12 protein-coding genes are annotated in these 14,969 nt (G+C 69.2%); 11 read left to right on the plus strand and 1 reads right to left on the minus strand.

Going from position 1 to position 14,969, the window contains the following annotated elements; genetic code table 11:
* Positions 1 to 39: 39 nt before the first annotated feature.
* The 6 genes from ftsZ (at position 40) to HCT63_RS18680 (ending at position 4,505) form a co-directional block, all read left to right on the plus strand.
* On the plus strand, positions 40 to 1,278 hold the full coding sequence (gene ftsZ / locus HCT63_RS18655) for a cell division protein FtsZ (protein WP_167009319.1): 1,239 nt from the start codon (positions 40 to 42) through the stop codon (positions 1,276 to 1,278).
* Between the two features lie 3 nt (positions 1,279 to 1,281).
* Positions 1,282 to 2,022, plus strand: a complete 741-nt coding sequence (pgeF, locus tag HCT63_RS18660) for a peptidoglycan editing factor PgeF (RefSeq protein ID WP_167008416.1) — start codon at positions 1,282 to 1,284, stop codon at positions 2,020 to 2,022.
* A complete protein-coding gene (locus tag HCT63_RS18665; RefSeq protein WP_167008419.1) occupies positions 2,019 to 2,732 on the plus strand; it encodes a YggS family pyridoxal phosphate-dependent enzyme in 714 nt (237 codons plus the stop codon). Before pgeF ends, HCT63_RS18665 begins: the two co-directional genes overlap by 4 nt.
* Positions 2,733 to 2,788: 56 nt before the next feature.
* Entirely contained in the window at positions 2,789 to 3,289 is a 501-nt protein-coding gene (gene sepF, locus HCT63_RS18670; protein WP_167008422.1) for a cell division protein SepF, read from the plus strand.
* A 20-nt stretch (positions 3,290 to 3,309) separates the two neighbouring features.
* Positions 3,310 to 3,603: a YggT family protein gene (locus HCT63_RS18675; protein ID WP_167008425.1), complete on the plus strand. Its 294-nt coding sequence runs from the start codon at positions 3,310 to 3,312 to the stop codon at positions 3,601 to 3,603.
* A 128-nt stretch (positions 3,604 to 3,731) separates the two neighbouring features.
* Positions 3,732 to 4,505 (plus strand): DivIVA domain-containing protein, encoded by a 774-nt coding sequence (locus tag HCT63_RS18680; protein WP_167008428.1) that lies wholly within the window; start codon positions 3,732 to 3,734, stop codon positions 4,503 to 4,505.
* A 132-nt stretch (positions 4,506 to 4,637) separates the two neighbouring features.
* Here the strand turns inward: HCT63_RS18680 and ileS are convergent, their stop codons facing one another.
* Complete coding sequence (ileS, locus tag HCT63_RS18685) at positions 4,638 to 7,784, minus strand: isoleucine--tRNA ligase (RefSeq protein ID WP_279587747.1); 3,147 nt, start codon at positions 7,782 to 7,784, stop codon at positions 4,638 to 4,640.
* A 497-nt stretch (positions 7,785 to 8,281) separates the two neighbouring features.
* Between ileS and HCT63_RS20760 the strand changes: the two genes are divergently transcribed.
* From HCT63_RS20760 to HCT63_RS18710, 5 genes are all read left to right on the plus strand, one after another.
* Positions 8,282 to 9,202 (plus strand): TraR/DksA C4-type zinc finger protein, encoded by a 921-nt coding sequence (locus HCT63_RS20760; protein ID WP_167008430.1) that lies wholly within the window; start codon positions 8,282 to 8,284, stop codon positions 9,200 to 9,202.
* A 47-nt stretch (positions 9,203 to 9,249) separates the two neighbouring features.
* Positions 9,250 to 9,804 (plus strand): signal peptidase II, encoded by a 555-nt coding sequence (gene lspA / locus HCT63_RS18695; RefSeq protein ID WP_243843120.1) that lies wholly within the window; start codon positions 9,250 to 9,252, stop codon positions 9,802 to 9,804.
* A complete protein-coding gene (locus HCT63_RS18700; protein ID WP_167008434.1) occupies positions 9,801 to 10,748 on the plus strand; it encodes an RluA family pseudouridine synthase in 948 nt (315 codons plus the stop codon). The genes lspA and HCT63_RS18700 overlap by 4 nt, the downstream gene beginning before the upstream one ends.
* Positions 10,749 to 10,889: 141 nt before the next feature.
* Positions 10,890 to 14,426: a DNA polymerase III subunit alpha gene (dnaE, locus tag HCT63_RS18705; protein WP_167008437.1), complete on the plus strand. Its 3,537-nt coding sequence runs from the start codon at positions 10,890 to 10,892 to the stop codon at positions 14,424 to 14,426.
* The gene (locus tag HCT63_RS18710) at positions 14,423 to 14,953 is read left to right on the plus strand and encodes a hypothetical protein (RefSeq protein ID WP_167008440.1); all 531 of its coding nucleotides are present in this window, start codon (positions 14,423 to 14,425) and stop codon (positions 14,951 to 14,953) included. Before dnaE ends, HCT63_RS18710 begins: the two co-directional genes overlap by 4 nt.
* Positions 14,954 to 14,969 lie beyond the last annotated feature (16 nt).

The following is a 14,969-nucleotide window of genomic DNA, read 5'->3' on the forward strand; positions in this document are numbered from 1 at the left end:
AGGGTTCCGGCTCGAGACACCAAGCATGTGAGGGGCACCATCGTGGCAGCTCAGAACTACCTGGCCGTGATCAAGGTGGTCGGTATCGGAGGTGGCGGTGTCAACGCCGTCAACCGGATGATCGAGGCTGGCCTCAAGGGAGTCGAGTTCATCGCGATCAACACCGACGCGCAGGCGCTGCTGATGAGCGATGCCGACGTCAAGCTCGACATCGGGCGCGAGCTGACCCGGGGTCTCGGCGCAGGCGCCAACCCCGACACCGGTCGTCAGGCGGCGGAGGACCACGCCGACGACATCGAGGACGTCCTCAAGGGCGCCGACATGGTGTTCGTGACCGCGGGCGAGGGTGGCGGCACCGGTACGGGTGGTGCTCCTGTCGTCGCGCGCATCGCGCGTTCGCTCGGTGCGCTGACCATCGGCGTCGTCACGCGGCCGTTCTCCTTCGAGGGACGCCGCCGCGCCAACCAGGCCGACGACGGCATCGAGTCGCTGCGCGAAGAGGTCGACACCCTCATCGTCATCCCCAACGACCGGCTGCTCTCGATCAGCGACCGCAACGTCACGATGATCGACGCCTTCATGCAGGCTGACCAGGTGCTCCTGCAGGGCGTCTCGGGCATCACCGACCTGATCACGACCCCGGGTCTGATCAACCTCGACTTCGCCGACGTGAAGTCGGTCATGTCCGATGCCGGCTCTGCACTCATGGGCATCGGGTCCGCCCGAGGCGACGACCGTGCGGTCGCCGCTGCCGAGATGGCGGTGTCGAGTCCGCTGCTCGAGGCCTCGATCGACGGCGCGCACGGTGTGCTGCTCTCGATCGCGGGTGGCTCCGACTTGGGTCTGTTCGAGATCAACGAGGCCGCGGCACTGGTCAGCGAGGCTGCGCACGCCGAGGCCAACATCATCTTCGGCGCCGTGATCGACGACGCGCTCGGCGACGAGGTCCGTGTCACGGTCATCGCTGCCGGGTTCGACGGCGGCACGCCCAAGCGTCGCGATGCGTCGCGCCCGGCGCTTCGCCGCGACGCCGCGCCGGCGCGTCCGGTCCAGAAGGAGGCGCCGGCCACGCCGGCGGCTCGCGAGGAGTCGTCATCGAACGGCAACGAGCGGATGCCTGTCGGCGTCCGGGCCAGCGCGGCCGAGTCGTCGAGCGATCGCCCGTCGTCGAACGGCACGTCGGCCACCGGCGTCGGCAACGGCACCCGTCCGGTCGCGCCGAAGCGCCAGGCCGACCCCTTCGAGGACGACCTCGACATCCCCGACTTCCTGAAGTAGTAGATGTTCGCCTTCCACGAGTCCTTGTCGCACGTCGACCTCGCGTTCACGGACCGGCACGGCGGTGAGAGTGCTGGTCCGTGGGCGTCGCTGAACCTGGCGGCGGGCAACGGCGACGACGCGGAGACAGTCGCACGCAACGTCGTGGCCGCCGCCCGTGCCCTCGGAGGAGACCCCTCCGAAGCCCGGCTCATGCGGCAGGTCCACGGGGACGGTGTGCACGTCGTCACCGCCGGCTCCCCGACCGAGCCGTACCCCGAGGCCGACGCGCTGGTCACCGCTGTGCCCGGCGCCGTGCTCGTCGTCCGGGTGGCCGACTGCCTCCCGATCGTGCTGGCTGACGACGAGGCGCGCGTGGTCGGAGTCGCCCACGCGGGTCGTCGCGGTGTCGTCGTCGATGTCGCGACAGCGACCGTCGAGGCGATGCGCGACCTCGGCGCGCAACAGATCAGGGCTTGGATCGGGCCGCGCATCTGCGGGCGCTGCTACGAAGTCCCCGCACAGATGCGCGACGACGTCGCCGGCCGGCTCCCGGTCGCGTGGGCACAGACGTCGTGGGGGACCCCGGCGCTCGACCTGGCCGCTGCAGCGTCCGAGCAGCTCGAGAAGGCCGGCGCGCGTGTCCATGATCTCGCGGGTGACCTCCCGGTCTGCACGTACGAAGGAGAGTCCGACTTCTTCTCGTACCGGCGCCAAGGGGAGCAGTCCGGCCGGCTCGGCGGCCTCGTACGGATCCGCCCGTGACCGACAGGCGCGCGGAGCTCGCGCACAACCTCGCCTCCGTACGGCAGCGGATCGCGGCGGCCGCGACTGAGGCGGGACGCGCCCCCGAGGACGTGACGATGGTCGTGGTGACCAAGACCTACCCCGCCTCCGACGTGGCGCACCTCGCGGCCCTCGGCGTCACCGACGTCGGTGAAAATCGTCACCCCGAGGCGGCCCGCAAGCGCGAGGAGGCCGGTGAGGCGGGGGCAGGGCTGCGCTGGCACTTCGTCGGCGGGCTCCAGACCAACAAGGCCGGCGCCGTCGCCCGCTACGCGGACGTCGTCCACTCGGTCGACCGGCCTCGGCTCGTCGACGCGCTCGCAAGGGGCGCCGCGCTGGCGGGACGCGAGGTCGAGGTGCTGATCCAGGTCAACCTCGAGGGGCGTGACGACGACCCGGTCGGCCGCGCGGGGGCTGACCCTGCGGACATCCTCGCGCTCGCTGGTCGCATCGACGCCGCCGATGGTCTCGTGCTCGGGGGAGTGATGGCGGTGGCGCCGCTCGGCGCTGATCCGGACCCCGCGTTCGCCCGCCTGTCCGAGATCTCGGCCAGCGTGGCCGCGTCGTACCCGGGCGCGACGACGATCTCGGCCGGCATGAGCGGCGACCTCGAGTCCGCCGTACGACACGGCGCGACACACGTACGGATAGGGCGTTCAGTGCTCGGAGAGAGGCCCGCGCTCGGGTAGGTTGACTGAGACAGTGAGCACCGTTCAAACCCGCAGTGGGTCCAGGAGGTCAGGCGATGGCTGGCGCGATGCGCAAGATGGGTGAGTACCTCGGCCTCGTCGAGCAGTCGGGCGAGTACGACGACTACGACGACTACGAGGCGGACGCCGAGACATCCCGTCGCACAACGGCACGTCCTGCTGTGCACGAGGCCGACTCCCGGACCGTGGCGCGCATCGACGAGCGGCGTCGGCCGACGCCGACACCCGGGCCGACCGCGGTCCCCGCGGCCGCCGAGTTCACTCGGATCACGACGCTCCACCCGCGGACGTACAACGAGGCACGGACGATCGGCGAGCACTTCCGCGAGGGCACGCCCGTCATCATGAACCTCACCGAGATGGACGACAACGACGCCAAGCGTCTCGTCGACTTCGCGGCCGGCCTCATCTTTGCCGTGTACGGCTCGATCGAGCGGATCACCAACAAGGTCTTCCTGCTCTCGCCCCCCAACGTGACCGTCACGGCCGAGGACCGCCAGCGCCTCGCGCAGGGCGGGTTCTTCAACCAGAGCTGACGCGAGGCACACTGACGTCCATGGTCGTTGTCGGCGAGATCATCAACTTCATCCTGTGGGCCTGCATCCTGCTCCTGCTGGCCCGCTTCGTCATCGACTGGGTTCAGGTGCTGTCGCGCTCGTGGCAGCCCAAGGGCTTCGTCCTCGTCATCTGCGAGGCCGTCTACTCGGTGACCGACCCCCCGATGCGCGCCGTGCGCCGGGTCATCCCGCCCATCCGCTTCGGCGGTATGGCGCTCGACCTGTCGCCGATGGTGCTGCTCATCGGGCTCTATCTCCTGCAGATCGTCAATGCACAGATCTTCTTCAGGTGAGCAGGACCCTTCTTCGGTGGAGGGGTCGCGCACTAGTGTGGTGTCCCGCGGGGTGCCGCAGGTGCTGTTTCCCCCACCGAGTACCGTTGTCAGGACTGTCCGATGAAACATGACCCCGAGGTGAGACCATGCCGTTGACGCCAGAGGACGTGCGGAACAAGCGATTTACCCCGGTCAGGCTTCGTGAGGGCTACGACATGGGCGAGGTCGACCAGTTCCTCGACGAGGTCGAGGCCGAGCTCGAGCGTCTGACCCTGGAGAACGAGGACCTGCGGAGCAAGCTTGCCGCCGCCTCGACCGGCTCAGGTTCGCCGACCTCGTCGTTCGACTCCTTCCGCGCGCCCGCCCCGGCTCCGGCCCCGATCGCTGCTCCGCCGCCGCCCCCGCCCGTTCCTACCCCGGCTCCCGCCCCGACCACCTCGGTCGGTGACGCGTCGAGTGCCGCCGCACGGCTGCTGGAGATCGCGACGCACAACGCCGACGAGCTCGTCGAGGCGGCCAAGAACGAGGCCGACCGGATTCTCGGCGAGGCCCGCACCAAGGCCGACCGCGTCGAGAACGAGGCGCGTGGCAAGGCCGAGCGCCTCGAGAGCGAGGCCCGGATGCGTGCCCAGAAGCTTGATGCCGAGACCGCCGAGCGCCGCCAGCAGGCCTTCGGCAACATCGAGAAGGAGCGTGACGACCTCAACCGTGAGCTCGAGCGCCTGCGCACCTTCGAGCGCGAGTACCGCAGCCGCCTCAAGAGCTACTTCCAGGCTCAGCTCTCGAACCTCGAGGGTGAGCAGTCGGTCGCGGCAGCGCTGCCGACGGCCGCTGCGCCGGCCGCCGTGCACTCGTCGACGCCGGAGCACGCTCCGCGCCGTCTCAAGTCGCTCTTCGGCGACGACGACGTGCGCTCCTGAGCCACTCGTACGACGCAGAGGGCCCCGCCCGACCGAGAGGTCGAGCGGGGCCCTTCTGTATTGCCCGTCCGCCGGGGCGGGCCCGGGTGGCGGGTGGCCGTTGGGGCTCGGAGGGGAGGAGCGAACGGCCGGTCAGGCCTTCACGAGGGAGACGGTGACGCCGAGGTCCTCGTCGGTGGCGGTGAAGCCGTCGAGGAGGGCGGCGCCCTCCTCGAGCGCGACCGCCAGCACCTCGCCCGCGATCTGGTCGGTGTGCGCGCGGACGGCGTCCGCCGTCTCGCCCGACGCCGCCCAGGTGACGCGGATCCGGTCGCTGACCTCGAAGCCGGCGTTCTTGCGGGCCTCCTGGAGCATCCGTACGACCTCGCGGGCCACGCCGGCGCGGATCAGCGCGTCGTCGAGCTCGAGATCGAGCGCCACCGTCTCGCCCTGGTCGTTGACGACCGCCCAGCCCTCGCGCGGGCGCTCGGAGACGATGACGTCGTCGGCGGTCACCGAGACGTCCTCGCCGTCGACCTCGAGGTCGAGCGTGTACGCGCCGCCGTCGGCGACGCCGGCCGCAAGCGCGGCGGCGTCCGCCGACGCCACAGCGGACGCGACCACTGGGGTCTGCTTGCCGAAGCGCTTGCCGAGGCTGCGGAAGTTGCCCTTTGCGGAGTACTCGACGAGGTCGCCGGACGCACCGGCGAGCGACTCGAGCGTGCCGACGTTGAGCTCGTCGCAGACCTCCGCCCGCAGCTCGGGGCCGAGCTGGTCCCACGCGCGCGAGGGCACGAGCGCCCGGCGCAGCGGCTGACGGGTACGGACCTTCGCCTCGGCACGCGCCGCACGGCCCAGCTCGGTGATGCGCCGGGCCAGGGAGACCTGCTCGTCGAGCCCCTTCACGACCAGCGTCTCGTCGACGACGGGCCACGATGCCAGGTGCACCGAGGGCGCGGCATCGGGGGCGGAGGTGCGGAAGAGGTCCTGCCAGACCCGCTCGGTCACGAACGGGGTCAGCGGCGCCATCAGGCGGGTCAGGACGTCCAGCGTCTCGTGCAGCGTCGCGAGCGCGGCTGGGTCGCCGTCCCAGAACCGGCGGCGCGAGCGGCGGACGTACCAGTTGGAGAGGTCGTCCACGAACTGCGAGAGCAGTGCGCCCGTCCGCTGCGTGTCGAACCGTTCGAGGCAGGTCGTCACCTCGCCCACGAGCTCCTGCGTCCGCGAGGCTAGCCAGCGGTCGAGCACCGGGCGCTCGGCGACCGGCGGAGCGCCGTCTGCGGGCGACCAGCCAGCCGTACGGGCGTACAGGACGTGGAAGGCCACGGTGTTCCAGTAGGTCAGGAGCACCTTGCGGACGATCTCCTGGAGGGCGCCGTGGCCGACGCGCCGTGCCTGCCAGGGCGAGCCGGAGCACGCCATGAACCAGCGGACGGCGTCGGCGCCGTGGTCGTCCATCAGCGGCACGGGCAGCAGGATGTTGCCGAGGTGCTTGGACATCTTGCGACCGTCTTCGGCCAGGATGTGGCCGAGGCAGACGACGTTCTCGTACGAGTTCTTGTCGAAGACGAGGGTCGAGACCGCCATCAGGGAGTAGAACCAGCCGCGGGTCTGGTCGATCGCCTCGCAGATGTACTGCGCCGGGAACGCCTGCTGGAACTTTTCCTCGGACCCGGGCAGGTGCGGGTATCCCCACTGCGCGAACGGCATGGAGCCGGAGTCGAACCACGCGTCGATGACCTCGGGGACGCGTCGGTAGGTGCCCTCCTCGCCGTCGACGGTGAAGGTGACGTCGTCGATGTACGGGCGGTGGGGATCGAGGTCGGACAGGTCACGGCCGGTCAGCTCCGACAGCTCGGCGAGCGACCCGACGCAGACGAGCTTGCTCGGGTCGACGTCGTTGCGCCAGATCGGCAGCGGCGTCCCCCAGTAGCGGTTGCGTGACAGCGACCAGTCGATGTTGTTGCGCAGCCAGTCGCCGTACCGGCCCCACTTGATCGTCTCGGGGAACCAGTTGGTGCCCTCGTTCTCACGCAGCAGCGCGTCCTTGGCCGCCGTCGTGCGGACGTACCACGCGGGGGAGGCGTAGTACATCAGCGGCGTGTGGCAGCGCCAGCAGTGCGGGTAGGTGTGCTCGTACGGGACGTGGCGGAACAGCAGTCCGCGGAAGTCGAGGTCGTCGACGAGGGTGGCGTCGGCCTTCTTGAAGAACGCGCCGCCGATGAGGTCGATCCCGGCCTCGAAATGGCCGGTCGGGTCGATCGGGTTGACCATCGCGACGCCGTTGCGGCGGCACGACTGGAAGTCGTCCTCGCCGAAGGCAGGGGACTGGTGGACGAGGCCGGTGCCGTCCTCGGTCGTCACGTACTCCTCGTTGACGACGAAGTGCGCGCGACCGGGCCACTCGACGAGGTCGAACGGGCGGTCGTACGTCCAGCCGACGAGCTCGGTGCCCTCGAACCGGGCGTCGACGGTCCAACCCTCGCCGAGCACCTGCTCGAGAAGGGGCTCGGCGACGACCAGCGTCTCGTGGCCGTTGCTCGCGGCGACGTACGTGACGTCGGCCTTGGCGGCGACCAGGGCGTTGGACACGAGCGTCCACGGCGTGGTGGTCCACACCAGGAGCGACGCCTCACCCGCCAGCGGCCCGGAGGTCAGGGGGAAGCGGACGTAGACCGAGGGGTCGACGACCGTCTCGTACCCCTGGGCGAGCTCGTGGTCGGACAGGCCGGTGCCGCAGCGGGGGCAGTAGGGCGCGACGCGGTAGTCCTCGGTGAGCAGCCCCTTGTCGAAGATCTGCTGCAGCGCCCACCAGACGCTCTCGACGTACGGGGTGTCCATCGTGCGGTACGGGTCGTCGGTGTCGACCCAGTAGCCCATCCGCTCGGTCATCTGCTCGAACAGGTCGACGTTGCGCAGCACGGCCTCGCGGCACTTGGCGTTGAACTCTGCGACGCCGAACGCCTCGATGTCGGGCTTGCCGTTGAAGCCGAGCTCCTTCTCGACGGCGATCTCGACCGGGAGGCCGTGGCAGTCCCAGCCGCCCTTGCGCTCGACGAGGTAGCCCTGCATCGTGCGGAAGCGGGGGAAGACGTCTTTGAAGACGCGGGCCTCCACGTGGTGGACGCCAGGGGTGCCGTTGGCGGTGGGCGGTCCCTCGTAGAAGGTCCAACGGGGCGCGCCCTCACGGCGGGCGAGAGACTCCTCGAAGGTGCCCTCGCTCTCCCAGAGCGCGATGACGTCGCGCTCCATGGCAGGCAGGTCCACGTGGGCGGGGACGGGGCGGTACGCGGCGGTCACGGTGTTCCTCCGACAAGTCTGGAGCGGTGCTCGGCTTGGCGAAGGGACGAGGCCTGTGGGCCCCGCGGTACCACCCTCCTTGACGTACGGCGAGGCGTACGCCCTCTCTTGGCGCGCCGCTGCGCGGGTCTACTGCGCCTCGTACGGTCAACCCGTACGGGGCGGTTCTTCCGGCGGCTCCGGGGTGATGCGGCATGCGCTGTGCTCCGGGCTCCCACCGTCCCCAGATCGCTTCGGCACAGGTGGTCGCGCGTCGCGTGTCCCCATCGATACCTGCGGCTGGGACAAAGTCTAGTCCAGTACGCCCGACGTGGTGACGGGGGACGAGTTCTGGTGTCGGTCGTTGTCCGGAAGCGAACGCTCTGGGCGACACACGGCAAATCGGCTTGTGAACCTCTCGAGGCGCGCCTACAGTTCGGGCACCACGTCACATCGAGGCAATCCGGATCGGATCGCCTCGATGTGTGGCATTTCGTGCACATCGAGGGGGCACAGAGATGGCAAGCACGACCAAGACACGAGGAACGAACGCCGTGGGCCGTGGCGCCGCGGCGATCAAGGCTGCCGCACGCAAGGTCGGCGCGACGAAGTCCGCGGCCGCGAGCCGGACTAAGAAGGCGACGGCCGCGGCGAAGAAGGCGGCGCCGGCCAAGAAGACCGCGGCGAAGAAGGCCACGGCCAAGAAGACTGCGGCCAAGAAGGCGACGCCGGCCAAGAAGACTGCGGCCAAGAAGGCGACGCCGGCCAAGAAGACTGCGGCCAAGAAGGCGACGCCGGCCAAGAAGGCCACGGCGAAGAAGACGACGGCCAAGAAGACCACCGCCAAGAAGACCACGGCGAAGAAGACCACGGCCAAGAAGGCGACGCCCGCAAAGAAGGCGCCCGCCAAGAAGACCGTGACGAAGAAGTCCGTCGCCAAGAAGACGACGGCGAAGAAGACGGCGCCACCGAAGAAGAGAACGGTGTCGAAGCCCCGTACGACAGGAGCGAAGAAGACTGTGACCAACCCCACTGTGGCAGCGCCCGGGTCGCTTGCCGTCAAGCCGGACGAGACTCCGTGGACCGCCGAGGAGCTGGGAGAGGTGCGCGACGGCCTCCTGGCAGACCGGACGCGGCTCCTCGACGAGATCGGGATCGCCGAGCGCGGGCTGGCCGATCTCCTCAGCGGCGGCGTCGATGGCGCGGGCAACGACCAGGCCGATGTGGGCTCCACGTCGCTCGAGCGTGACGCCGAGATGTCGCTCGTGGCGAACCACCGCGACCTCCTCGTCCAGGTCGAGAAGGCACTAGGGCGCATCGAGACCGGGACCTACGGCAACTGCGAGAACTGCGGGCAGCCGATCGGGAAGATGCGGTTGATGGCGTTCCCGCGTGCCACACTGTGCATGACATGCAAGCAACGCGAGGAACGTCGCTGACCCCCGAGAGCGACTCCGTCCACCCCCGAGCACGGTCCAGAAGGATCGTGCTCTTCGGGGTGGTGGCAGTTCTCGGCTACCTCACCGACCTCATCACCAAGATCGTCGCCGTCGCCCGCCTCGAAGATGCGGACCCGGTCGTCGTGATCCCCCACGTCCTCCATCTGACGTTCGTCCGTAACCCCGGAGCCGCCTTCGGCATGGCCACGGGGTTCACGATCGTGCTCACGGTCATCGCGCTCACCGTCTGTGTGGTCGTGATCCGGATGGCGCGCCAGCTGCGGGACCCGTTCTGGGCGATCGGCCTCGGTCTCCTCCTCGCCGGCGCCCTGGGCAACCTGACCGACCGGATCTTCCGCGAGCCGTCGCCGCTGCAGGGCCACGTGGTCGACTTCCTCCAGTTCCCGGACTGGCCGCCCAACTGGCCGGTGTTCAACATCGCCGACGTCATGATCAACCTGGCGGCGGTGATCATCGTGGTCCAGACGGTCCGCGGAGTCGGCCTGGACGGGACGAAGGTCACCAAGAAGGAAGCCGACGCCGGCGAAGACAGGAGCGCCGACGGCGATGCCGCCGACGACCCGGACAAGGGCCCGGCATGACCGCTGATCCAGTCGGGGCCGAGCACCGGGCGTACTTCGTGCCCGACGGCCTCGCGGGCGAACGCCTCGATGCGGCCCTCGCCCGGCTGCTTGGACTGTCGCGCACCCGGGTCGCCGACCTGGTTGCGGACGGCCTCGTGACCGTCGACCACCGTCCGGCTGCCAAGTCGGACCGGGTCGAGGCGGGGGCCTTCCTCGAGGTCACCATCCCGCGTCAGCGTGACGTCACGGAGGTCGTCCCCGAGATCGTCGAGAACCTGCGGATCGTGCACGACGACGACGAGATCGTGGTCGTGGACAAGCCGTCAGGTGTCGCGGCCCACCCGAGCGTCGGCTGGACCGGGCCGGACGTCGTCAGCGGGCTCGCGGGCGCGGGTTTCCGGATCAGCACGTCGGGAGCCCCGGAGCGGCAGGGCATCGTCCAGCGGCTCGACGTCGGCACCAGCGGCCTCATGGTCGTCGCGAAGTCCGAGCACGCCTACACGGTGCTCAAGCGGGCGTTCCGCAACCGCGAGGTGGACAAGACCTATCACGCACTCGTCCAGGGGCATCCGGACCCGCTCGAGGGCACGGTCGACGCTCCGATCGGACGGCACCCCAAGCATGACTGGAAGTTTGCGGTCATGGCCGACGGGCGCGCGAGCGTCACGCACTACGAGACGCTCGAGGCCCACCGGTTCGCGAGTCTCGTGGAGATCAAGCTCGAGACCGGACGCACCCATCAGATCCGGGTGCACATGGCGGCGCTCAAGCACCCGTGCGTCGGCGATCCGCTCTACGGCTCCGACCCGACGCTGACCAAGAGGGTGGGCCTGGAGCGCCAGTGGCTGCACGCCGTACGGCTCGGGTTCGAGCACCCCCGTACGAGGGACTGGGTCGACTTCGAGTCCCCGTACCCCGATGACCTCCAGCACGCGCTCGAGGTCATCCGCGCGGCCGACTGAGCCGTGCCCCAGTCCGACCGAAGTGTGCCCGCGGGCGCCGTGGCGGTTGCGTCGGAGCGCCTGTCGAATCTGTCGGTGCCGGTCGTCTAATCTGAACTTCTCTTCCCCGCCCGAACATGTGCCTGAGGAGGCCCCACCCCCATGTCGAGCGCCGACTCGTTCGTGCATCTGCACGTCCACACCGAGTACTCCATGCTCGACGGCGCGGCGAGGCTGACCGACATGTTCGCGCGGACGGCCGAGCTGGGCATGGACGCGATCGCGATGACCGACCACGGCAACGTGTTCGGCGCGTACGACTTCTACAAGAAGGCCAAGGCGGCCGGGGTCAAGCCGATCATCGGCATGGAGGCCTACCTCACGCCCGACACGCACCGTACGGAGCGCAAGCGCGTCCAGTGGAACAAGGGCGGCGGTGACGACGTCTCCGGCGGGGGTGCGTTCACCCATATGACGCTGCTCGCCCAGAGCACCGCCGGCATGCACAACCTGTTCCGGCTGTCGTCCCGCTCGTCGCTCGAGGGGTTCTTCTACAAGCCCCGTGCCGACCGTGAGCTGCTGTCCGAGTACGCCAACGGCCTCATCGCGACGACCGGGTGCCCTTCGGGCGAGGTGCAGACCTGGCTGCGCATCGGCAACTACGCCAAGGCGCGTCAGTCAGCAGCCGAGTTCATGGACATCTTCGGCCGCGAGAACTTCTTCGTGGAGCTGATGGACCACGGGCTCTCGATCGAGACCCGCGTGCGCGACGACCTGCTGAGGCTCGCCAAGGACCTCGACCTGCGCCTCGTGGCGACCAACGACTCGCACTACACGCACCCCGCCGACTCCACCGCGCACGAGGCGCTGCTGTGCGTGCAGTCCGGCAAGACGCTCGCCGATCCGACGCGGTTCAAGTTCGACGGCAACGGCTACTACATCAAGTCCCCGCAGGAGATGCGCCAGCTGTGGGAGCGCGATGCGGGTCTGCCCGAGGCGTGCGAGTCGACCCTCCTGATCGCCGAGCGCTGCGAGGTCGAGTTCACCGAGGGCAACGGCACGTTCATGCCCCGGTTCCCGGTCCCCGAGGGCGAGTCGGAGGAGACGTGGCTCCTCAAGGAGGTCGACCGGGGCCTCGCCGTGCGTTATCCCGACGGCATCACCGAGGACGTGCGCAAGCGCGCCGACTTCGAGGTGGACGTCATCCTCAAGATGGGGTTCGCCGGCTACTTCCTCGTCGTCGCTGACTTCATCAACTGGGCCAAGGAGCACGGCATCCGTGTCGGTCCGGGCCGTGGCTCCGGCGCCGGCTCGATGGTCGCGTACGCGATGCGCATCACCGACCTGGACCCGATCGTCCACGGCCTGATCTTCGAGCGGTTCCTCAACCCCGACCGCGTCTCGATGCCAGACTTCGACGTCGACTTCGACGAGCGTCGTCGTGGCGAGGTCATCCGCTACGTCACCGAGAAGTACGGCGACGACCGGGTATCGCAGATCGTTACGTACGGCACGATCAAGTCCAAGCAGGCCGTCAAGGACGCCTCCCGCGTGCTCGGCTACCCGTTCTCGATGGGGGAGCGGATCACCAAGGCGATGCCGCCGCTGGTGATGGGCAAGGACGTCCCGCTCAAGGACATCTTCAATGCCGAGCACCCTCGCTACAACGAGGGCGGCGAGTTCCGGTCGCTGTACGACACCGACCCCGACGCCAAGAAGGTCGTCGACACCGCCGTCGGCCTCGAGGGCCTCAAGCGCCAATGGGGCGTCCACGCCGCCGGCGTGATCATGTCGAGCGAGCCGCTGCTCGACATCATCCCCGTGATGAAGCGCGAGCAGGACGGCGCGATCATCACCCAGTTCGACTACCCGACCTGCGAGTCGCTCGGGCTGATCAAGATGGACTTCCTGGGGTTGCGCAACCTCACCGTCCTCGATGACGCGCTCGACAACATCCGCAACAACCGGGGCGAGGAAGTCGTCCTCGAAGACCTCCCGCTGCGCGACGACGAGACGTTCGCGCTGCTGTCGCGCGGTGACACGCTCGGCGTCTTCCAGCTCGACGGCGGTCCGATGCGGGCCCTGCTGCGCAGCATGCGCCCCGACAGCTTCGAGGACATCTCGGCCGTCGGCGCGCTCTATCGACCGGGCCCGATGGGCGCCGACTCCCACAACAAGTACGCCCGCCGCAAGAACGGCCGCGAGAACGTCGAGCCGATCCACCCCGACCTCGCTGAGGCCCTCGAGGACATCCTCGGCGAGACGTACGGCCTGATCGTCTATCAAGAGCAGGTCATGGCGATCGCCCAGCAGCTCGCGGGCTACTCGCTCGGACAGGCCGACCTGCTCCGCCGCGCGATGGGCAAGAAGAAGAAGTCCGAGCTGGACAAGCAGTTCGCGAACTTCTCGGCCGGCATGGTGGAGCGCGGGTTCTCGAAAGCATCGATCAAGACGCTGTGGGACATCCTGCTGCCGTTCTCCGACTACGCGTTCAACAAGGCGCACTCGGCCGCGTACGGTGTGGTCTCCTTCTGGACCGCGTACCTCAAGGCGCACTTCCCCGCCGAGTACATGGCCGCGCTCCTCACCAGCGTGCGCGGCGACAAGGACAAGTCGGCGATCTATCTCAACGAGTGCCGTCGCATGGGCATCAAGGTGCTCCCGCCGGACGTCAACGACTCCGAGGCCAACTTCACCGCCGTGGGGCCCGACATCCGCTTCGGCCTGTCGGCGGTCCGCAACGTCGGCCACAACGTCGTCGACGCGATCGCCGAGGCACGGACCGAGAAGGGCACCTTCACCGACTTCTCCGACTTCATGGACAAGGTGCCTCCGGTCGTCTGCAACAAGCGGGTGATCGAGTCGCTGATCAAGTCCGGCGCGTTCGACTCGCTCAAGCACTACCGCCGCGCGTTGGTGACGATCCATGAGGACGCCGTCGACCAGTACATCGACCTCAAGCGCAACGAGGCGATCGGCCAGGACTCGCTGTTCGCCGGTCTGGACGACAGCGACGCCGGGTTCGCAGGGACGTCGGTCGTCGTCCCCGACCTCGACGAGTGGGACAAGACGACGCTCCTCGCCCACGAGCGGGAGATGCTCGGCCTGTACGTCTCCGACCACCCGCTGTTCGGGCTCGAGCACGTCCTGCGCGCCGCCAGCGACTGCACGATCGGTGACCTGATCGCCGACGAAGAGCGCCCCGACGGTGCGCAGGTGACCGTCGCCGGCCTCGTGACCTCGATCCAGCGCAAGCTCACCAAGAAGGGCGACCCCTGGGCGATCGTGACCGTCGAGGACCTCGAGGGCGCGGTCAACGTGATGCTGTTCCCGTCGGTCTACACGCTGTCGGGCCACCTGCTCGTCGAGGACGCCGTCGTGGTCGTCAAGGGTCGGCTCAAGCGCAAGGAAGACACTCCGGAGCTCTCGGCGACCGAGCTGACCGCGGCCGACCTCAGCGTCGGCCACGACGGTCCGGTCGTGCTCACGCTGCCGACGGCGCGTTGCACCCCGCCGACCCTCGACCAGCTGCGCGACGTGCTCTCGAGCCACCCCGGCGCGACCGAGGTGCATCTGCGTCTGGTCGGCACCAGGAGCACCAAGCTCATGCGGCTCGACGCACGGCTGCGGGTGAGCCCGTCGTCGTCGCTGATCGCCGACCTCAAGGCCCTGCTCGGACCAGGGTGTCTCGCCTCGTGAGGACCGAGGGCTCCGCGACTCGGGGGACGGTCGCGACCATCGTCGGCTTCCTCGTCGCCGGCGCTGTGGCGGGTGTCGCCTGGGCATTGCTCGCCGACCCCCTCCAGTACACCGTCGTCCGGGTCGACGACCGGTCCGGACTCAGTGCCGACGAGGTCGCCGCCTCGGCGGCCTTCGGTGTCCTCCTCACGTACGCGTGGGTCAGCGCGGTCGCTGCGGCGGTGTGGTCGGCGTTCGCGACCTGGCGCTGGGGGCGCGAGGGCGGGGTCGGGGTCGTCGCCCGTACGGCGATCGGCGCCGCGGTCGCCGCGTTGGTGGCGTGGGGTGTCGGGGTCCTGCTCGGGCCGCCCACACCAGAGGTCGGCTCACGGCCGGCCGGCGCCGAGGTCCCCGCGCGGCTCGGGATCGACGCCTACGGGATTCTGTTCGTCTGGCCTGTTGCCGCACTGTTGGCGCTCCTTCTGATCTCCTGGCTGATGCTCCCGCGTGAGCCGGTCGAGGAGATCCACGTCGCCGAGCCCGTCTGACCGCCCCGGCCCTCTG

The sequence above is a fragment of the Mumia sp. ZJ430 genome (assembly GCF_011751845.1).
GTDB lineage: Bacteria > Actinomycetota > Actinomycetes > Propionibacteriales > Nocardioidaceae > Mumia.